This is a genomic window from Streptococcus mitis (genome assembly GCF_047463435.1).
Taxonomy (GTDB): Bacteria; Bacillota; Bacilli; order Lactobacillales; family Streptococcaceae; genus Streptococcus; species Streptococcus mitis_DS.
The window spans coordinates 93328-113428 of sequence record NZ_JASHDW010000006.1 but is presented as its reverse complement, the minus strand read 5'-3'; the positions used below and the strand labels follow the sequence as shown (position 1 = coordinate 113428).

The 20101-nt window shown below is 40.7% G+C and carries 18 protein-coding genes; 14 read left to right on the top strand and 4 right to left on the bottom strand.

The genetic code is table 11. The annotated features are described in order from the left end of the window. The first annotated feature begins 28 nt into the window (after positions 1-28). Positions 29-859 carry a glycosyltransferase gene (locus tag QM843_RS05300; protein ID WP_261047830.1) on the top strand — a complete coding sequence of 277 codons (831 nt, stop codon included), beginning with the start codon at positions 29-31 and terminating at the stop codon, positions 857-859. A 191-nt stretch (positions 860-1050) separates the two neighbouring features. Beyond that, positions 1051-2901, top strand: coding sequence for a polysaccharide biosynthesis protein (locus tag QM843_RS05295; RefSeq protein ID WP_143952725.1), 1851 nt, complete (start codon positions 1051-1053; stop codon positions 2899-2901). A gap of 108 nt (positions 2902-3009) precedes the next feature. Here the strand turns inward: QM843_RS05295 and QM843_RS05290 are convergent, their stop codons facing one another. Genes QM843_RS05290 through sdaAB form a run of 3 tightly spaced genes read right to left on the bottom strand, consistent with a single transcriptional unit; the run spans position 3010 to position 5216 of the window. Then, entirely contained in the window at positions 3010-3642 is a 633-nt protein-coding gene (locus QM843_RS05290) for an HAD family hydrolase (RefSeq protein WP_410011831.1), read from the bottom strand. Positions 3643-3663: 21 nt separating this feature from the next. Next, on the bottom strand, positions 3664-4536 hold the full coding sequence (sdaAA, locus tag QM843_RS05285) for an L-serine ammonia-lyase, iron-sulfur-dependent, subunit alpha (protein WP_000500041.1): 873 nt from the start codon (positions 4534-4536) through the stop codon (positions 3664-3666). A gap of 8 nt (positions 4537-4544) precedes the next feature. Then, the gene (gene sdaAB / locus QM843_RS05280) at positions 4545-5216 is read right to left on the bottom strand and encodes an L-serine ammonia-lyase, iron-sulfur-dependent subunit beta (RefSeq protein ID WP_000838912.1); all 672 of its coding nucleotides are present in this window, start codon (positions 5214-5216) and stop codon (positions 4545-4547) included. Positions 5217-5455: 239 nt separating this feature from the next. Between sdaAB and apf the strand changes: the two genes are divergently transcribed. Next, positions 5456-6106, top strand: coding sequence for an aggregation-promoting factor (apf, locus tag QM843_RS05275; protein ID WP_000843470.1), 651 nt, complete (start codon positions 5456-5458; stop codon positions 6104-6106). A 51-nt stretch (positions 6107-6157) separates the two neighbouring features. On the opposite strand, the gene QM843_RS05270 is transcribed toward apf, so the two are convergent. Continuing rightward, positions 6158-7021, bottom strand: a complete 864-nt coding sequence (locus tag QM843_RS05270) for a helix-turn-helix domain-containing protein (protein WP_414304361.1) — start codon at positions 7019-7021, stop codon at positions 6158-6160. 333 nt (positions 7022-7354) lie between these two features. Between QM843_RS05270 and QM843_RS05265 the strand changes: the two genes are divergently transcribed. The 11 genes from QM843_RS05265 to mnmG all read left to right on the top strand — a co-directional run bounded on the left by QM843_RS05265 (position 7355) and on the right by mnmG (position 20096). After that, a complete protein-coding gene (locus tag QM843_RS05265; RefSeq protein ID WP_001108834.1) occupies positions 7355-7942 on the top strand; it encodes a hypothetical protein in 588 nt (195 codons plus the stop codon). A gap of 243 nt (positions 7943-8185) precedes the next feature. After that, positions 8186-9058, top strand: coding sequence for a helix-turn-helix domain-containing protein (locus QM843_RS05260; protein WP_414399175.1), 873 nt, complete (start codon positions 8186-8188; stop codon positions 9056-9058). 507 nt (positions 9059-9565) lie between these two features. Next, positions 9566-9850, top strand: coding sequence for a lactococcin 972 family bacteriocin (locus tag QM843_RS05255; protein ID WP_414399172.1), 285 nt, complete (start codon positions 9566-9568; stop codon positions 9848-9850). Between the two features lie 54 nt (positions 9851-9904). Further along, on the top strand, positions 9905-12013 hold the full coding sequence (locus tag QM843_RS05250) for a bacteriocin-associated integral membrane family protein (RefSeq protein WP_414399169.1): 2109 nt from the start codon (positions 9905-9907) through the stop codon (positions 12011-12013). Next, entirely contained in the window at positions 12010-12651 is a 642-nt protein-coding gene (locus tag QM843_RS05245) for an ABC transporter ATP-binding protein (protein ID WP_414304365.1), read from the top strand. Before QM843_RS05250 ends, QM843_RS05245 begins: the two co-directional genes overlap by 4 nt. Positions 12652-12857: 206 nt before the next feature. Next, positions 12858-13664, top strand: coding sequence for an ABC transporter substrate-binding protein (locus QM843_RS05240; RefSeq protein WP_414304366.1), 807 nt, complete (start codon positions 12858-12860; stop codon positions 13662-13664). Between the two features lie 16 nt (positions 13665-13680). Then, on the top strand, positions 13681-14877 hold the full coding sequence (locus tag QM843_RS05235; RefSeq protein WP_414304367.1) for an argininosuccinate synthase: 1197 nt from the start codon (positions 13681-13683) through the stop codon (positions 14875-14877). 28 nt (positions 14878-14905) lie between these two features. Continuing rightward, positions 14906-16297, top strand: a complete 1392-nt coding sequence (gene argH, locus QM843_RS05230; protein WP_414304368.1) for an argininosuccinate lyase — start codon at positions 14906-14908, stop codon at positions 16295-16297. 158 nt (positions 16298-16455) lie between these two features. Then, positions 16456-17577: a tRNA 2-thiouridine(34) synthase MnmA gene (mnmA, locus tag QM843_RS05225; protein ID WP_414304369.1), complete on the top strand. Its 1122-nt coding sequence runs from the start codon at positions 16456-16458 to the stop codon at positions 17575-17577. A gap of 140 nt (positions 17578-17717) precedes the next feature. Next, on the top strand, positions 17718-18173 hold the full coding sequence (locus QM843_RS05220; RefSeq protein ID WP_414304370.1) for an NUDIX hydrolase: 456 nt from the start codon (positions 17718-17720) through the stop codon (positions 18171-18173). Between the two features lie 9 nt (positions 18174-18182). After that, complete coding sequence (mnmG, locus tag QM843_RS05215) at positions 18183-20096, top strand: tRNA uridine-5-carboxymethylaminomethyl(34) synthesis enzyme MnmG (protein WP_414304371.1); 1914 nt, start codon at positions 18183-18185, stop codon at positions 20094-20096. Positions 20097-20101: the final 5 nt, after the last annotated feature.

Here is a 20101-nt window from a genome sequence, read left to right as displayed (position 1 = left end):
AAGGAAATCTATACATTGGAGAAAAACTGTGTCTGAAAAGCAAAAAATCAGCGTATTGATGTCGGTCTATATCAAGGAAAATCCGACATTTTTAAAGGATGCTATTGAGAGTGTTCAAAATCAGACCCTGAAACCGAGCGAATTGGTTCTGGTTGAGGATGGGCCTTTGACACCTGAGCTCTATCAGGTATTAGACCAGCTTGAAGCTGAGTCTAATATTCCAGTGAAACGCTATCCTCTTGAGCATAATCAAGGTTTGGGTCTGGCTCTTCGACAGGGTGTTTTGCAGTGTCAGTACGATATCATCGCTCGTATGGATACGGATGATATAGCTGTTCCAGACCGTTTTGAGAAACAGGTTCAGCTAATGGAGAAGGACAAGCTCGACCTATTAGGTGGACATATTGCAGAGTTTATTGACAATCCTGATGAGATCGTTTCTTACCGTCGTGTTCCAACCCAGCATGCAGATATTGTAGCTTACCAAAGGATGAGAAGTGCCTTTAACCACATGACTGTCATGTTCAAGAAGGACATGGTTCTCAAGGCAGGCAACTATGAGGATGGCCTTTATATGGAGGATGACCTCCTCTGGCTCAATATGATTGCTGCAGGAGCTAAGACTGGAAATCTCGATCAAATCTTGTGTAAGGTTCGTGTTGGAGCAGGGATGTTTGAGCGTCGTGGGGGACTGCGTTACCTTAAACTCTATCGCCAGGCTCGTCAGCGCATGCTGAAGAGAGGGCAAATTTCTTACATGGAGTATGCCAAGAGTGTTGCCATTCAGATGATTGTTGCCCTTTGTCCCGGATTTGTCCGACAGTTTATTTTTATGAAACTGTTACGAAAAAGCAAGTAAAAGATTGTAGCAAATCGTAAACTTTAGAAAAAGTGTTATAATAACAATATAATGCTCTTCGAAAATCAAATTCAAACCGCGTCAACGTCGCCTTGCCGTACTCAAGTACAGCCTGCGGCTAGTTTCCTAGTTTGTTCTTTGATTTTCATTGAGTATAATCATCCAGCTCTTTTAAGGAGGAGTAAATTTCTATGAATAAAAAACTCACAGATTATGTGATTGATCTGGTGGAAATTTTAAATAAGCAACAAAAACAGGTTTTCTGGGGAATATTTGATATTTTGAGTATGGTGGTTTCCATCATTGTATCTTATATTTTATTCTACGGATTGATTAATCCAGCACCTGTTGACTACATTATCTATACGAGTTTGGCCTTCCTGTTCTATCAATTAATGATTGGATTTTGGGGATTGAACGCTAGTATCAGTCGTTACAGCAAGATTACGGATTTCATGAAAATCTTTTTTGGTGTGACTGCTAGCAGTATCTTGTCATATAGTATCTGCTATGCCTTCTTGCCCCTCTTCTCCATCCGTTTTATCGTACTCTTTATCTTGTTGAGTACTTTCTTGATTTTATTGCCACGGATTACTTGGCAGTTAATCTACTCTAAACGCAAAAAGGGAAGTGGTGATGGAGAACACCGTCGGACCTTCTTGATTGGTGCCGGTGATGGTGGAGCTCTCTTTATGGATAGTTACCAACATCCAACTAGTGAATTAGAACTTGTTGGTATTTTGGATAAGGATGCGAAGAAAAAGGGACAAAAACTTGGTGGGATTCCTGTTTTGGGTTCATATGATGAATTGCCTGAATTAGCCAAACGCCATCAAATTGAGCGTGTTATCGTTGCGATTCCGTCGCTTGACCCGTCAGAATATGAACGTATCTTGCAGATGTGTAATAAGCTGGGTGTCAAATGTTACAAGATGCCTAAGGTTGAAACCGTTGTTCAGGGACTTCACCAAGCAGGTACTGGCTTCCAAAAAATTGATATTACGGACCTTTTGGGACGTCAGGAAATTCGTCTTGATGAATCGCGTCTGGGCGCAGAACTGACAGGTAAGACAATCTTGGTTACAGGTGCTGGTGGTTCAATCGGTTCTGAAATCTGTCGACAAGTTAGCCGTTTCAATCCTGAACGCATCGTCTTGCTCGGTCATGGGGAAAACTCAATCTACCTTGTTTATCATGAACTGATTCGTAAGTTCCAAGGGATTGATTATGTACCAGTTATTGCCGATATTCAAGACTATGACCGTCTCTTGCAAGTCTTTGAGCAGTACAAGCCAGCTATTGTTTATCATGCGGCTGCCCATAAGCACGTTCCTATGATGGAGCGCAATCCAAAAGAAGCCTTTAAAAACAATATCCGTGGAACTTACAACGTTGCTAAGGCTGTTGATGAAGCCAAAGTACCTAAGATGGTTATGATTTCGACAGATAAGGCGGTTAATCCACCAAATGTTATGGGAGCAACCAAGCGCGTGGCTGAGTTGATTGTCACTGGCTTTAACCAACGTAGCCAATCGACCTACTGTGCAGTTCGTTTTGGAAATGTTCTTGGTAGCCGTGGTAGTGTCATTCCAGTCTTTGAACGTCAGATTGCTGAAGGCGGTCCTGTAACGGTGACAGATTTCCGCATGACCCGTTACTTTATGACTATTCCAGAAGCTAGCCGTTTGGTTATTCACGCTGGTGCTTATGCCAAGGATGGGGAAGTCTTTATCCTTGATATGGGTAAACCAGTCAAGATTTATGACTTGGCCAAGAAAATGGTCCTTCTAAGTGGCCACACCGAAAGCGAAATTCCAATCGTTGAAGTTGGAATCCGCCCAGGCGAAAAACTTTACGAAGAACTCTTGGTATCAACCGAACTTGTTGATAACCAAGTTATGGATAAGATTTTCGTTGGTAAGGTTAATGTCATGCCTCTAGAAGCCATCAATCAAAAGATTGAAGAGTTCCGCACTCTTAGTGGAGATGAGTTGAAGCAAGCCATTATCGCCTTTGCCAATCAAACTACCCACGTTGAATAAAAAAGAAAAACGCATATTATCAGTTCATCGAAACCTTGGTAATATGCGTTTTGTTATGTAGAGACTTACTTTATTTTCTTCTGAAATGGGGTTGTAGTCCAGTCTATGTTATTGAAAATACTCCAAAACTTCTATGGGTTTGTGAGCGATAAAATCAGGATGATAGTTTAGCAAGTCTGCTTGCTCTCCAAATCCCCAAGTGACGGCCAATTTCTGAATGCCTGTTTCTTGAGCTCCAAGCATATCGAACTTGGTATCTCCGATGATGATGGATTGTTCCGGTGCTAGTTGATGTGTCTGCAAGGCGTGGCGAATGACATCTGCCTTATGGGGTGCTTTAGGGCTGGAACCATAAATGCCATCAAAGAAATGATAGATTCCCAAGTTTTTAGTCATGTCTTGAGCGGTTGGAGTATTCTTTGTAGTGGTGATATAAAGAGGGTAATTGCTCGATAACTTCTCAAGCAAGTCTACAATCTGAGGAAAGAGTTGAGCTTCATGGATGCCTTTCTCCTTATAGTAAGAACGGTATATCTGGACAGCCTCAGAAATTTGGTCTTTGGGAAGGCAGGTCGCAAAACTACTTTCGAGGGGCGGTCCCATAAAACCACGAATAGTTTTGGCATCAGGGCTAGGTACCCCCAACTCCTTAAAGGTATGGGTAAAGGCATTGTGAATCCCGATAGAACTGTCAACGAGGGTTCCATCCAGATCGAAAAAGATAGCTGTGATAGAGGTCATGGTTTCTCCTATTTTGATAAGTTATTCTCCGAAAATTTCTTTTTGGAGACGACGACCAGTAGGGGTGGCAGCGAGACCACCTTCAGCTGTTTCACGGAAGGCAGTTGGCATGCTTGCTCCTACTTGGTACATGGCATCGATAACTTCATCCACAGGAATTTTAGATTCGATACCTGCCAAGGCCATGTCTGCTGCGATGAAGGCAAAGCTAGCTCCCATAGCATTGCGCTTGACGCAGGGAACTTCGACCAAGCCGGCAACAGGGTCACAGATGAGGCCTAGCATATTTTTAATGACAAAGGCAATGGCCTGACTGGCCTGATAAGGTGTCCCACCTGCAGCCAGAGTCAAGGCTGCAGCACTCATAGCAGAGGCTGAACCTACCTCGGCCTGACAGCCACCTTCAGCACCTGAGATAGAGGCGTTGTTTGCGATGACTAATCCAAAGGCACCCGCAGCAAAGAGGAAATCTAGCTGTTGCTCGTGGCTGAGGTCTAATTTTTCAATAGCAGCTGTTAGAACGGAAGGGAGACAGCCGGCACTTCCTGCGGTCGGAGTGGCACAAACCAAGCCCATTTTGGCATTGTGTTCATTGACTGCGATAGCATTTCGGGCAGCAGAGAGAATTGTGTAATCTGACAGAGTTTTTCCGTTTTTGATGTAGTGATCCAATTTGGCAGCATCTCCACCTGTCAGGCCACTACGAGATTTATTTTCATTGAGGCCAAGTTGGACAGAGGCTTTCATGACTTCCAGATTGCGTTCCATGAGAAGGAAGACTTCTTCACGTTCGCGACCGGTCAATTCAAACTCTGTTGTAATCATGAGTTCTGCGACATTTCCTTGAAAGTCCAGATCTGCTTGCTCGACCAATTCTTTGATAGAATAAAACATGCTTCCTCCTATTTAAAGAAATTGACATTGTGGAGATGAGGGATTTTTCGAATTTCTTCGATGGCCTCATCACAGTTGCGACTGTCAACTTCGATAATCATAATGGCTTTTTCACCAGCTTTTTCACGAGTAACATTCATCTGGGCGATATTGATACCATAGCGGGAAAGGGCCTCTGTTACGAGGGCAATCATACCTGGAATATCTTGATGAACAATGATGATAGTCGGTGTATTCATATTGAGAGAGACGGCAAAGCCATTGAGTTCGGTTACCTGAATATTCCCTCCACCGATAGAAATACCAGTCACACTGATGGTCTTGTGGGCATTTTTAACGGTAATTTTAGTGGTATTAGGGTGCGGAGCATTACTGTCTTTCTGAATGGTCCAGACAATCTTGATGCCACGCTTGTGGGCAATTTCCAGGCTGTTTGGGATTTCAGGATCATCTGTATCCATGCCTAAAATACCTGCAACAAGGGCTAGGTCTGTCCCGTGGCCACGATAGGTCTTGGCAAATGAGTTAAATAGTTGGAATTCGACTTCTGTCGGAGTATCATCAAAAATGGAAGAGACAATCTTCCCAATACGAACAGCACCAGCAGTATGGCTACTAGATGGGCCAATCATAACTGGTCCGATGATATCAAAGACAGATTGAAAACGAAGTGATTTCATCAGTTTCCCCTTATAAAAATTCTTATCTCTATTATATCAAAGAATGAAGGTCTTGGCTTTAATTGTGGATGAAAACCTTTTTACACTACAAATAGCATAAAAAAGCATCTTTTGTAACAAAAAATAGCTTGTTTAGGGAAATAAAAAATAATTTTGTAATATTTCTACATAAAAGTGTCAAGAAACAGTAATATTTAAAGGGTATGATAGTACTATAGAAAGAAGGAGAATTTTCAAATATGAAATCAACAACTAAAAAGATTAAAACAACTCTTGCAGGAGTAGCTGCCTTGTTTGCAGTATTTGCTCCATCATTTGTATCTGCTCAAGAATCATCAACTTACACTGTTAAAGAAGGTGATACACTTTCAGAAATCGCTGAAACTCACAACACAACTGTTGAGAAATTGGCAGAAAACAACCACATCGACAACGTTCATTTGATTTATGTTGGTCAAGAGTTGGTTATCGATGGTCCTGTAGCACCTGTTGCAACACCAGCGCCAGCTACTTATGCGGCACCAGCTGCTCAAGATGAAACTGTTTCAGCTCCAGTAGCAGAAACTACAGAAGTAGTAGAAGAAGCAGCACCAGCTGCAAGCGCTCCTGTAGCAGAAGAAACTGTTGCTGCAGCAGAAACTTCAGCACCAGCTGCAACTGTAAGTGGATCTGAAGCAGAAGCTAAAGAATGGATTGCACAAAAAGAATCAGGTGGTAGCTATACAGCTACAAACGGCCAATACATTGGACGTTACCAATTGACAGATTCATACTTGAACGGTGACTACTCAGCTGAAAACCAAGAACGTGTAGCAGATGCTTACGTTGCAGGACGTTACGGTTCATGGTCAGCTGCTAAAAACTTCTGGCTTAACAACGGCTGGTATTAAGAAATAACGAACAGAATAATATGAAAAGGTCGAGGAAATCCCTCGACTTTTTTATATTTCTTTCGGTTGATAATAGATCTCCACTTCTTTTTTGAGAAAGGCTAGAATGGAAGTTTCATCGGTCAGCTCTAGAAGGGAGAACCCTTTTTGGATAAGTTTGGCATCATCCCTACAAATCCCAATACGGACATAGCAGATAGCAAGCATATCGTAGCTTTTCTTGTTCTTGGCATCCTCTAGTAAAGTATAGCAGATTTGTTGACACATGTTTTTGTCTTGATGGTATAAGTAAATGGTGGAAATGTTGAGTAGGATTGCCATTCGTAAGTCATATAAATGTTGATAGTTTTTATAGACTTCCAAGCGTTGCAGGATTTTTCCAGTGATGAGATGGAGGTGTTCAATGGGAAAGCTGAAAAGGATGGTATTGAGGATTTTTAGGTCACTTTCATACCATGTATCTTGTTTTTCAATTTTTTCCCACAGCTTTTGGATAGTCTGTTTCACTTGGTCTGACAGTTGCTCTGTACCATGTTGACGGATATGAATGACAACTTCCAGCATATCCCTGATTTCTTCTATAGGCAGATCGTGATGGGTCTTGAGATAGTTTTGGCATGTTTCAAAAAAATCAACTAGACCACTGCCACCAATGATGGAATTCATATTGAGATAAGTTTGCATGATTTCTGTCCGTTGGCTCGGCTGATAGAGATGGCAGATGTAGTCAAACTCTTCAAAACTCATATTCATTTGCCGGAGAAGAAAATCCATATTTTCATATTTAGGAGTTACTTTACCACTTTCAATCTTTGATAGGCTGGTTCTTGAGAGAACATTTCCACAGACCTCTTCTTGGGTTAAGCCTTTTGACTCACGTATTTCTTTATAGACCTTTCCGAAATCATAACGCATGATTTTCTCCTTTTAGTGAAAAAAGTTAACAAACAATAAAATCCTATTAAAAATATTGTATCATAGTAATATAAAAAGTAGAAAAGAAAGCTAAAATAAGTTTGTGAAAAATCTTGGTGTAATTTTAAAATGGGCTTAACAGTATTATGATGTAGCTAGAAAAGGGGTGGAAAAATGTTTAAAAATAAGGAGCTTTTTCGAGTAGTAATGATATTTGTGATAGGAACCATCCTAATTTTAATGACACCAGTCTTATTTAAAGTTGTTATGGAACTATTTTCAAAATAAATAGGCCTCTGTTTTAGGCAGAGGCGTGAATCAGGAGGTTAAGTGATGAACTACAATGTAAAATATCTCTTATCAGGAATATTTATTATAGTCTTTATAGGTTTTCTAGTCTGGATGCGTTATTTTAATCAGAAGAAGGAAGAAGAGCATTCGGATGTGTCTTTTGAAGCGAGATTAGACAGTGAGGTTAAGACATTATATAAACAACTAGGATTGGGTGAGGAGCCTCATTATTTCTTAGCCTATCGCTACCTACATCCCTGGTTTAATTTGGCGATTTTACCACCAACAGTTGAAATTTTCTTAACTAAAATAGCGCTGGTGATGGTGACTCCAGATGAACTACTGATAAGAAATCTTGGGAATGGGATGACTTTTACAAGTGAGCACCATCGTGATTTGCGACAAGGACTTATCCGCATTCCAAAATCAGAGATGAAAGAATTTGAGATTCGCAACTGGAAAAGAGTTTTTATATTTGGCGATTTTTTGACAATTAAAACAAGCCAACATAGCTATTATTTACAGGTTAGAGATGATGGACTTCAAAAAGGAAGTCTTTCTACCAAACATTTCTCAGACTTGAAACGACAAGATTTTCTCGGATTATTGACAGATAAAAGGACATTCTGATAGACAATTAACCAAAAAACGAATCTTAGGACGTTCAACAATTCAAAAACCACACAGTATTTCTTTCAGCTTGATTGTACTCAAGACTGAAATCACTATGTGATTTTATTTGGAAGCTAGTTTTTCCCAGCCTCTTTTTGCTTACATGTAGGGAAATCTGTTCACTCTTTGTAGCCAATTTGATATAATCTTATCAAAAAAGTAGTATAATGTTTTTATAGAATATAAATAGTGGTGGATAGCATGCATGCATTATTAGCAACAAGATTAAAAAATAAGCGAAAAGAGCTGGGTTGGTCGCAAAAAGAATTGGCAGAAGGAATTTGCCAACAAACTCAGATAAGTCGCATGGAACAAGGCAAATATATGCCAGGAGCAGATTTGTTATATAAATTATCTGAAAAAATGGGCTTAAATATGGACTATTTCTTTTCAGGAGAAATTTCGAAAGAGTTTCTAGGCTTGTCTGCTTTCAAGAGATTGTCTAAAACATTATTGGAAAATCAAGATTACGCCTCTTTGAAATATGCTTTTGAGGGAGAAAGAAAGCAGCAGACTTCTTTATCTTTTGATGAAAAGATTTATCTGGACTGGATAGATGCTATTCTAACCTATCAATGTGAACATCAATTAAAACTAGCTATTTCAAAAATAGAGGACATCCTCAGTAGGATTAGTATTGATAAAGTGGACTACTTATATATTTTGAATACCCTGCTGATTTTCTTAGGCTATGATGAGGATAAGGAGAAATTTGAGCAACTATATGTTCAGGTTTCCGTAGCCCTTTCAAAAATCGATACCAGTGTGCGTGAACAAATTGAGTTGTATATCAAAATAAAATACAATTATTGTTACCACCTTTGGAAACAGGAGGAGATGGACAAGTCCAGAGCGCTATTATTGGAGATAATTGAATTTTGTAACAAATATCATAGTAGCTTTAGGTTAGCAGATTTATATTGTTTGTTGGGAAATGTAACAGAAGATCTTGATCTCTCTGTTGCTAAGGACTATTATATGAAAGCTAAGGTGCTTTATCTAATTGAAAATAATGAAGTCATGGCACTCAAGGTAGAACAATATCTGATGGATAAGCAGTCAGAGAACGTATGAGGCTGGGAAAAAAGTCTTTAAAATAAAGAAACGCATAATATCAGGTTTTGAAAAAACTGATACTATGCGTTTTATTATGGGGATATTTACTTCATTTTATCCTGAAATTGAGTTTTGACCATCCTCTTCATACACAAAACATAACTATAATTCTTTTTTAAAAAAATATATGATTTTTTACTTTAATTGCTTGACAGTTTATATATGTTGATTTATAATATAGGTGAAAGAAGGTGGCAAGATGGGAAAATTAAAATTCGAATATTTGAAAGCGCTATCTATATTGCTTGTTGTGCTACTTCTACTGAGTAATAGTCGAAGTTTTATTAGTACTACTCTAGTTACTCAAGGTATTGATACAGGAGCGTACTATTCTCCCGGTTAAAAATAAGTTCGTTGTTAAAGAATGAGATAGAATGAAGGTGAGTCCAATGGACTACGATACTTGTTGATAAATTACTATAGCTGTTTTTACGGAACAGCTCTCGATAATAGGAGAAATAAATCATGAGAAAATTAGTTAGAATTGGTGTTGCATCTTTAATGGTATGTGGTATACTTGCTACTACAAATGCTTTAGCAGTATGGGTTGAGGGTGGTCAATGGAACTATGGAGTAGGTTGGACAGGAACTTTTGGATATTCTGATTATTTACATTCTACTCGATCTCATACAGCAACTGTCAAGCATGGAGGTAGAATCTCTAAGGATCGTGAAGATCCCGAGGTTTGGGCTCAAGCTTCCCTTAATAAAATTCCGCCAACAGGATTAGAATATTTCTATGGATTTTAAGTGAAATTTTCCCTCTCCTATTAGGAGAGGGAAAACTTTAGTGGAGGTACTTTTATGAAAAAAATCAGTCATCTTTGTATGTTTCTGCTGTTGCTGTGTACCACTTTTTTTGTTTTTAATGTAAACTACACACGTGAAGCGGTTCGGATTCGGGAAATGGGAAAGACTGTAGATTCTTTGGATTTGTATTTGAAAGATATTAACGAACCTGCAGCGTCTGTTCTTCGATTTTTTGAGGATGTATCAAAGGAGTACAAAGTCTCCATCATCAAAACAGACAGTGGTGATGAGGTAATCAAGTCTGGTGTTTTTGATAAAGATACCTTCCCCTACCAAGAGTTTGGGATTTCTTCTCTTGATTTTACCACAGATGGTGAAGGAGTCTACAGTAATAAAGAAATTTCTAATAAACTTGGTACGATACCGACCTTTCTAAAAGCCAAGCCTATTCAGCTTATAACTTTTCAAACCTATATCAAGGATACATCTCGTAGTTTAAATGGTCGCTATACGATAACTTCTACACAAGAGATGGATAAGGATAGGATTGTACAGAAATGGAGCGATTTTTTCAAGATAGACCAGGCTACCTTGCTAGAGCCTACCTATAAAAGTGCAGTGGAAGTCATAAATCGAGATTTGCTTTTATCTGCCATTGTTTTTGTCTTGGCTATTTTACTTCTTGTGTTAGTAACAGTTTATCAGCCGATGATGGAGATGAAACGAGTGGGGGTTCAAAAGTTACTTGGTTTTCAAAGCGGGGCGATTTTAGCTGGTTTTGTAAAAACTAATTTTTATCTTCTCTTGGGTGGAAGTCTTATCATTGACTTGGGACTATTTTTAGTGCTGGACTACAGACCAAAACTTTTGTTCCCAAGTTTACTCTTATCCCAATTTCTGCTTTTACAGTTGTATTTGTTCATCAGTTGGCTGACCTACCTGATGATTCAGAAAATGACAGTCAGTTCCATGTTGAAAGGTTTTTCATCTGTCAAACTTGGTCTTATCTTCAATTATGTGATGAAAATAGGGACAACTATTTTACTGACGGCCTTACTGATTGGGGTGGGCAGAAGTTTAGAACAAGAAAACAAAGAACTTGCTTATCAGCAACAGTGGGTAAGCCAAGGTAATTACCTGACCTTAGAAACCTTCAAACTCAATGATAACCTGTGGCAAGAAGAGCTAGCAGGGTCAGGGAAATCTACAGATTATTTCTACCAATTTTATCAAGACTTGCTAGCAAAAACACAAGTAAACTATGTGCGAAGTACGAGTCTTCCTATCAAACCAGTCATCAAAGCTGAACAAGTGCAGCAGTACCAACTGCCTGATAAGGTAGATGTTTACTATGCTAATAGCAATTTTCTAAAGAGCAAGGGATTCAAGTTACCAGATACCAGCACTAAAAAAGTTATTTTGATGCCAGCCAGTGATAAAGGACAAGAAGGCAAGAATCAGTTCTTGGGAAAATCCATCGCCTATCTTTCTCTGAGGTATGAAGATCAGCAAAAGCAAACAATAGAAGATATGGATGTAGAAATTGCCTACTATGAAGGAGATTGGTCTTTCTTCCCTTATAATAATGAGCGAAAGGAAAATCTCCACAATCCAATCATTAGTCTGGTAAATGATCAAGACATGATGTGGGAAGAAAAGACTCGCTTGTCAACGACAGGTTTAAACAACCCGATGAAAGTTGAAAATACAGAACAAAATCAAAAAGTGATTACGGAGTTAGTTGAGAAATTATCAGATGGGAATTATTTAAAATTTTCATCGATTCAAGCCATTCAACAAGAGAAAGTGGATTCTTATCGAGATGCTGTTCGGAATTTTAACCTACTCTTTGCTTTGTTTGGTCTCCTTAGCATGATGATTTCCTACTTCTTACTAGTAACAACTTTCTTATTGAAGCGCAGGGATATCATTACCAAGAAGTTTATGGGGTGGAAACTGGTCGATCGCTACCGTCCTCTCTTAGTTCTGCTCTTGCTGGGCTATAGTCTCCCTCTTCTAGTCTTGATTTTCTTTGCCCATGCGCTCTTGCCACTTCTACTGTTTGCAGGTTTTACATGTTTGGATATACTATTTGTGCTAGGCTTGGCTTCTAGGATGGAGAAAAGAAGTCTAGTAGAATTATTGAAAGGGGGCATCTTATGATTGAGTTGGAAAATATTACCAAAACCATTGGGGGAAAAGTGATTTTGGATAACTTGTCTCTCAGGATTGATCAGGGGGATTTGGTAGCCATTGTTGGAAAAAGTGGTAGTGGTAAGTCAACCTTGTTAAATTTATTAGGTTTGATAGATGGTGATTACAGCGGACGGTATGAGATTTTTGGTCAGACAAATCTAGCGGTCAATTCTGCTAAGTCGCAAACAATAATCCGTGAACATATCTCTTATCTGTTTCAAAATTTTGCCCTGATTGATGATGAAACGGTCGAGTACAATCTTATGCTGGCACTGAAATATGTGAAATTGTCTAAGAAAGACAAGCTCAAAAAGGTGGAAGAGATTTTAGAGAGAGTAGGTTTGTCAGCTACTTTGCACCAAAAGGTTTCCGAGTTGTCTGGTGGGGAGCAACAACGAATTGCAGTTGCTAGAGCCATCTTAAAACCCAGCCAGCTGATTTTAGCCGATGAACCAACAGGTTCTCTGGATCCTGAAAATAGAGATTTGGTCTTGAAGTTTCTCTTAGAGATGAATCGCGAGGGGAAAACAGTTATTATTGTGACCCACGATGCTTATGTAGCCCAACAATGTCATCGTATCATTGAATTGGGCAAGGGGGAATGAGTTAGCTCTGCTTATTTTGACTGACTGAATACTCATGTTTTTCAGAGATGAATGGCATAAATACGCCTAGAAATAACATTTTTATGTAGTATTTCTAGGTTTTTTTGTTTCAAATTGAAAAATTTTTCAATTTAGGCTTGACAAACGATGAGTATAGGAGTATTATTTATACAACCAAAAAGAATAAACATAAAGGAGGCTTTGTTATGAATAAGATGAAGAAGGTGTTGATGACGATGTTTGGTTTAGTGATGCTCCCCCTACTATTTGCTTGTAGTAACAATCAATCGGCTGGAATTGAAGCCATCAAGTCCAAAGGAAAATTGGTTGTAGCTCTCAATCCAGATTTTGCTCCATTTGAATACCAAAAAGTGGTTGATGGGAAAAATCAGATTGTGGGTTCAGATATCGAATTAGCCAAGGCTATCGCAACAGAACTAGGTGTCGAATTGGAACTATCTCCCATGAGTTTTGACAATGTACTGGCTAGTGTTCAATCAGGAAAAGTCGATCTTGCCATATCAGGTGTTTCTAAGACAGATGAACGGAGCAAGGTGTTCGATTTTTCAACTCCCTACTATACTTCAAAAAATAAGCTCATTGTCAAAAAATCTGATTTAGCCACTTATCAGTCTGTCAACGACTTAGCGCAGAAAAAGGTCGGAGCACAGAAAGGTTCGATTCAAGAGACGATGGCGAAAGATTTGCTACAAAATTCTTCCCTCGTATCTCTGCCTAAAAATGGGAATTTAATCACAGATTTAAAATCAGGACAAGTGGATGCCGTTATCTTTGAAGAACCAGTTGCCAAGGGATTTGTGGAAAATAATCCTGATTTAGCAATCGCAGACCTCAAGTTTGAAAAAGAGCAAGATGATTCTTATGCGGTCGCCATGAAAAAAGATAGCAAGGAATTGAAAGAGGCAGTCGATAAAACCATTCAAAAGTTGAAGGATTCTGGGGAATTAGACAAACTCATTGAGGATGCCTTTAAAGCGTCCATTGAAAAATAGAAAGAAGGAAAAGAACATGAGTAAAGAAAAAGTAATTTTGGCCTATTCTGGTGGTTTGGACACATCAGTTGCTATTACCTGGCTAAAGAAAGACTATGATGTTGTTGCAGTTTGTATGGATGTGGGTGAAGGGAAAGATTTAGATTTTATCCATGATAAGGCTCTTAAGGTTGGGGCAGTCGAATCTTATGTCATTGATGTTAAGGACGAATTTGCTATAGATTATGTGCTAGTAGCTCTCCAGTCACATGCCTACTATGAACAAAAGTACCCCTTGGTATCTGCCTTGAGTCGCCCTCTTATTTCTAAAAAATTGGTTGAAATAGCGCATCAGACAGGAGCGACTACAATTGCTCATGGTTGTACTGGTAAGGGGAATGACCAAGTGCGTTTTGAAGTATCGATTGCAGCCTTGGATCCCAATTTAAAAGTAATTGCACCAGTTCGTGAATGGAAATGGTCTCGTGAGGAAGAAATTCACTATGCTAAGGAAAATGGGGTGCCTGTTCCTGCTGACCTTGACAATCCCTACTCTGTCGACCAAAATCTTTGGGGACGTGCCAATGAGTGTGGTATTTTGGAAAATCCATGGAATCAGGCTCCAGAAGAAGCCTTTGGCATCACAACTTCTCCAGAGCAAGCTCCAGATATGCCAGAATACATTGATATTGAGTTTAGTGAAGGTGTCCCTGTTTCCCTCAATGGAGAAGGGCTAAAATTGGCAGATTTGATTCAAAAACTCAATGAAATAGCTGGAAAACATGGGATCGGACGGATTGACCATGTGGAAAATCGTTTGGTTGGGATTAAATCAAGAGAAATCTATGAATGCCCAGGGGCGGTGACCCTGCTGACAGCTCATAAGGAAATTGAGGACTTGACGCTTGTGAGAGAAGTGGCTCATTTTAAACCAATTATAGAAAATGAATTATCAAATCTTATTTATAATGCTTTGTGGTTTAGTCCGGCTACACAAGCCTTGATTGCTTATATTAAAGAGACTCAAAAAGTTGTCAATGGGACTGCAAAAGTCAAACTCTATAAGGGAAGCGCTCAGGTCGTGGCTCGGAAATCACCAAATTCTCTTTACGATGAAAATTTGGCGACGTATACCAGTGCAGATACCTTTGACCAAGATGCAGCTGTTGGCTTTATTAAGTTGTGGGGACTTCCAACCAAGGTTCATTCTGAGGTTCAAAAAAGCGCCAAATAGGGCGATTGGATAGAGAGGTGGATGTGATATGGCTAAGAATACAAAATTATGGGGTGGTCGCTTTGAAGGTACTGTCGAAGACTGGGTAGAGCGCTTTGGTGCGAGTATATCTTTTGACCAGAAATTAGCTAAATTTGACTTGATTGGTTCCTTAGCCCACGTTCAGATGTTGGGTCAGACGGGCATTTTGAGTTTGGAGGAGTCAGAAAAGATCCAAGCAGGCTTGAAAGAGCTTTTAGAAGAGCTAGAGGAAGGCCAACTTGACTTTGATATCGCAAACGAAGATATTCATATGAATATGGAAGTGTTGTTGACAGAAAAAATTGGCCCCCTTGCAGGGAAGTTACATACAGCTCGTTCTCGAAATGACCAAGTTGCGACAGATATGCACTTGTATCTCAAGGAGCAACTAGGCCATGTCCTAGATAAACTGGCTCATCTCAAGGGTGTTTTATTAGACTTGGCGGAAAATCAGGTGGAGACGATCATGCCGGGCTATACCCATCTGCAACATGCTCAGCCTATTAGTTTTGCCCACCACCTGATGGCTTACTACAATATGTTTCAGAGAGACAGTGAACGTTTTGAATTTAACCAGAAGCATACAGACTTATGCCCTCTAGGTGCGGCAGCTTTGGCAGGGACGACTTTCCCCATTGATCGCCAATTGTCTAGCGATTTGCTGGAGTTTAAGCAACCTTATACAAATTCTTTGGATGCTGTTAGTGACCGCGATTTTATCTTAGAATTTCTATCCAGTGCCAGTATACTCATGATGCATATGAGCCGTTTTTGCGAAGAAATGATTAATTGGTGTAGCTTTGAGTACCAATTCATTACCTTGTCAGATACGTTTACAACAGGTTCCTCTATTATGCCCCAAAAGAAAAATCCAGATATGGCTGAGTTGATTCGAGGAAAGACTGGTAGAGTTTATGGGAATCTGTTTGGACTGTTGACAGTCATGAAGTCCTTGCCTTTAGCTTATAATAAGGATTTGCAAGAGGATAAGGAAGGGATGTTTGATACGGTCGAAACGATTTTAAATTCCCTCGATGTATTGGCAGGTATGTTATCTAGTTTGCAGGTGAACAAAGAAAAAATGCAAGAGTCGACAGAGAAGGACTTTTCAAATGCAACTGAGTTGGCAGACTATTTGGCAGGAAAAGGCTTGCCATTTAGAGAAGCTCATGAGGTTGTGGGAAGATTAGTGTTAGACTCTATCAAGTCTGCTAAAAATATTCAAGATTGGACTTTGGAGGAATTACAAACCTATCATTCCCTCATTGCCGAGGATATTTATGTCTACTTGCAACCTAAAACTGCTGTTCAAAGACGAAATTCCTTGGGAGGTACAGGGTTTGACCAAGTGAAATACCAAATTGCAGTTGCTAAGAAAGCGAATGAAGCTAGAAAGTGATAGATTGATAGGTTCAGAACAAGAGGTTGGCAGATTATCAGCCTCTTTCTTGTCTTCTATAACCAAGCATGTTATAATGAATACTGCTCAAGCGACCTTCAATCGTTAAGCATACACGACCTTCAATCGTGAATAAACGAATAGATGGGAGACTTACCATGAGTGAGAACTCTAAAACACGTGTTGTCGTAGGGATGAGTGGTGGTGTTGATTCGTCGGTGACGGCTCTTCTTCTCAAGGAGCAGGGCTACGATGTGATCGGTATCTTCATGAAGAACTGGGATGACACAGATGAAAACGGCGTCTGTACGGCGACCGAAGATTACAAGGATGTGGCTGCGGTGGCGGACCAGATTGGCATTCCTTACTACTCTGTCAACTTTGAAAAAGAGTACTGGGACCGCGTTTTTGAGTATTTCCTAGCGGAATACCGTGCAGGGCGCACGCCAAATCCAGACGTTATGTGTAACAAGGAAATCAAGTTCAAGGCCTTTTTGGACTATGCCATGACCTTGGGGGCAGACTATGTAGCGACTGGGCATTATGCCCGAGTGGCGCGTGATGAAGATGGTACTGTTCATATGCTTCGCGGTGTGGATAATGGCAAGGATCAGACCTATTTCCTCAGCCAACTGTCGCAAGAACAACTTCAAAAAACCATGTTCCCACTGGGACATTTGGAAAAGCCTGAAGTTCGCAGAATAGCAGAAGAAGCAGGACTTGCGACTGCTAAGAAGAAAGACTCGACAGGGATTTGTTTTATCGGAGAAAAGAACTTTAAAAATTTCCTCAGCAACTACCTGCCAGCTCAGCCTGGTCGCATGATGACTGTAGATGGTCGCGATATGGGGGAGCATGCAGGTCTGATGTATTATACGATCGGTCAGCGTGGTGGTCTCGGTATCGGTGGGCAACACGGTGGTGACAATGCACCTTGGTTCGTTGTCGGAAAAGACCTAAGCAAGAATATTCTCTATGTAGGCCAAGGTTTCTACCATGATTCGCTCATGTCAACTAGCTTAGAGGCCAGTCAAGTCCACTTTACTCGTGACATGCCAGAGGAGTTTACGCTTGAATGTACGGCTAAATTCCGCTACCGTCAGCCTGATTCTAAGGTGACCGTCCATGTCAAAGGAGACAAGGCAGAGGTCATCTTTGCAGAACCGCAACGCGCCATTACACCAGGACAGGCAGTTGTCTTTTACGATGGCGAAGAGTGTCTAGGTGGTGGTTTGATTGACAATGCTTACCGCGATGGACAAGTTTGTCAGTACATTTAGATTGACAAATTTTCTCAATTTGCTACAATAATAAAAGCAATAGAAATGATGGTCAAAGCTCATGGATGTTGCAGGCTTTTTTGTCCTGCACTTCTTTGGAGTTTTGACTGTTTTTGTGTCGTTTAAAGGAAAGGATAAAAATGACTCAACAAGACTTTCGGACAAAAGTGGGAAATACGGTTTTTGGAGTTCGGGCGACAGCCTTGATTGTCCAAAATCGCAAGCTCCTAGTTACCAAAGACAAGGGCAAGTATTACACAATTGGCGGTGCGATTCAAGTCAATGAAAGCACGGAAGACGCGGTAGTCCGTGAAGTGAAGGAAGAACTGGGTGTCAAAGCTCAAGCTGGGCAACTAGCTTTCGTGGTTGAAAATCGTTTTGAACAGGACGGTGTTTCCTATCACAACATCGAATTTCATTATTTGGTGGATTTGCTTGAAGATGCTCCATTGACCATGCAGGAAGATGAGAAAAGGCAGCCCTGTGAATGGATTGACTTGGACCAGCTTCAGGATTTCCAACTAGTTCCAGCCTTTTTAAAAACAGCCCTACCAACTTGGGACGGCCAACTAAGACACATTCATCTTGAGGAATAGGAGAGAAATATGACTTATCATTTTACTGAAGAATACGATATTATTGTAATTGGTGCGGGACACGCTGGGGTAGAAGCATCCCTATCCGCTAGCCGTATGGGCTGTAAGGTCCTGCTTGCGACCATCAACATTGAAATGCTGGCTTTCATGCCTTGTAATCCCTCTATCGGTGGTTCTGCCAAGGGAATTGTTGTGCGTGAAGTCGATGCCCTCGGTGGCGAGATGGCTAAAACCATTGACAAGACTTACATCCAGATGAAGATGCTTAACACAGGGAAGGGGCCAGCTGTCCGTGCCCTTCGTGCGCAGGCTGACAAGGAGCTTTACTCTAAGGAGATGCGCAAGACGGTTGAAAATCAAGAGAATCTGACCCTTCGTCAAACCATGATTGATGAGATTTTGGTGGAAGATGGCAAGGTTGTCGGTGTGCGTACAGCTACCCATCAAGAGTATGCTGCAAAGGCCGTTATTGTGACGACAGGGACTGCTCTCCGTGGGGAAATCATCATCGGAGATCTTAAGTATTCGTCAGGTCCTAACCACAGCCTAGCTTCGATTAACCTAGCTGACAATCTCAAGGAACTGGGACTCGAAATCGGTCGCTTCAAGACAGGAACTCCTCCACGTGTCAAGGCTTCTTCTATCAACTACGATGTGACAGAAATTCAGCCAGGAGATGAAGCGCCAAACCACTTCTCATACACTTCACGTGATGAGGATTATGTCAAGGATCAAGTGCCATGCTGGTTGACCTATACCAATGGTACTAGTCATGAGATTATCCAAAACAATCTCCACCGTGCGCCTATGTTTACAGGTGTTGTCAAGGGAGTGGGCCCTCGTTACTGTCCGTCGATTGAAGACAAGATTGTGCGCTTTGCGGATAAGGAACGCCACCAACTCTTCCTTGAACCAGAAGGGCGCAATACTGAGGAAGTCTATGTTCAAGGACTTTCAACCAGTCTGCCTGAGGATGTCCAGCGTGACTTGGTACATTCCATCAAAGGTTTGGAAAATGCTGAAATGATGCGAACAGGTTATGCCATTGAGTATGATATGGTCTTGCCTCATCAGTTGCGTGCGACTCTGGAAACCAAGAAAATCTCCGGACTTTTCACTGCTGGTCAGACAAATGGAACGTCAGGTTACGAAGAAGCTGCTGGTCAAGGGATTATCGCGGGTATCAATGCGGCTCTTAAAATCCAAGGCAAGCCTGAGTTGATTTTGAAGCGCAGTGACGGTTATATTGGGGTCATGATTGATGACTTGGTGACCAAGGGAACCATTGAGCCTTATCGCCTTTTGACCAGTCGAGCTGAATACCGCCTCATTCTCCGCCATGACAATGCTGATATGCGTTTGACAGAGATGGGACGTGAGATTGGCCTTGTGGATGATGAACGCTGGGCTCGCTTTGAAATCAAGAAAAATCAATTTGAAAATGAGATGAAACGCCTAGACAGCATCAAACTCAAGCCAGTCAAGGAAACCAATGCCAAGGTTGAGGAGATGGGTTTCAAGCCTTTGACAGATGCAGTGACAGCCAAGGAATTCCTTCGCCGTCCAGAAGTTTCTTATCAAGATGTGGTGGCTTTCATCGGACCAGCTGCAGAGGACTTGGATGACAAGATTATCGAATTGATTGAAACAGAAATCAAGTACGAAGGCTATATTTCCAAAGCCATGGACCAGGTTGCCAAGATGAAACGCATGGAAGAAAAACGTATTCCAGCCAATATTGACTGGGATGATATTGATTCTATCGCGACAGAAGCTCGTCAGAAGTTTAAACTTATTAATCCAGAAACCATCGGCCAAGCCAGCCGTATTTCGGGAGTAAACCCAGCAGATATTTCTATTTTGATGGTGTATCTTGAAGGTAAAAATCGTAGTATTTCTAAAACTCTTCAAAAATCAAAATAATACGT

Coding starts and splice junctions, on each gene's coding strand:
- QM843_RS05295 (WP_143952725.1), top strand. CDS start 1,051: ATGAATAAAAAACTCACAGATTATGTGATTGATCTGGTGGAAATTTTA.
- QM843_RS05290 (WP_410011831.1), bottom strand. CDS start 3,642: ATGACCTCTATCACAGCTATCTTTTTCGATCTGGATGGAACCCTCGTT.
- sdaAA (WP_000500041.1), bottom strand. CDS start 4,536: ATGTTTTATTCTATCAAAGAATTGGTCGAGCAAGCAGATCTGGACTTT.
- sdaAB (WP_000838912.1), bottom strand. CDS start 5,216: ATGAAATCACTTCGTTTTCAATCTGTCTTTGATATCATCGGACCAGTT.
- apf (WP_000843470.1), top strand. CDS start 5,456: ATGAAATCAACAACTAAAAAGATTAAAACAACTCTTGCAGGAGTAGCT.
- QM843_RS05270 (WP_414304361.1), bottom strand. CDS start 7,021: ATGCGTTATGATTTCGGAAAGGTCTATAAAGAAATACGTGAGTCAAAA.
- QM843_RS05265 (WP_001108834.1), top strand. CDS start 7,355: ATGAACTACAATGTAAAATATCTCTTATCAGGAATATTTATTATAGTC.
- QM843_RS05260 (WP_414399175.1), top strand. CDS start 8,186: ATGCATGCATTATTAGCAACAAGATTAAAAAATAAGCGAAAAGAGCTG.
- QM843_RS05255 (WP_414399172.1), top strand. CDS start 9,566: ATGAGAAAATTAGTTAGAATTGGTGTTGCATCTTTAATGGTATGTGGT.
- QM843_RS05250 (WP_414399169.1), top strand. CDS start 9,905: ATGAAAAAAATCAGTCATCTTTGTATGTTTCTGCTGTTGCTGTGTACC.
- QM843_RS05245 (WP_414304365.1), top strand. CDS start 12,010: ATGATTGAGTTGGAAAATATTACCAAAACCATTGGGGGAAAAGTGATT.
- QM843_RS05240 (WP_414304366.1), top strand. CDS start 12,858: ATGAATAAGATGAAGAAGGTGTTGATGACGATGTTTGGTTTAGTGATG.
- QM843_RS05235 (WP_414304367.1), top strand. CDS start 13,681: ATGAGTAAAGAAAAAGTAATTTTGGCCTATTCTGGTGGTTTGGACACA.
- argH (WP_414304368.1), top strand. CDS start 14,906: ATGGCTAAGAATACAAAATTATGGGGTGGTCGCTTTGAAGGTACTGTC.
- mnmA (WP_414304369.1), top strand. CDS start 16,456: ATGAGTGAGAACTCTAAAACACGTGTTGTCGTAGGGATGAGTGGTGGT.
- QM843_RS05220 (WP_414304370.1), top strand. CDS start 17,718: ATGACTCAACAAGACTTTCGGACAAAAGTGGGAAATACGGTTTTTGGA.
- mnmG (WP_414304371.1), top strand. CDS start 18,183: ATGACTTATCATTTTACTGAAGAATACGATATTATTGTAATTGGTGCG.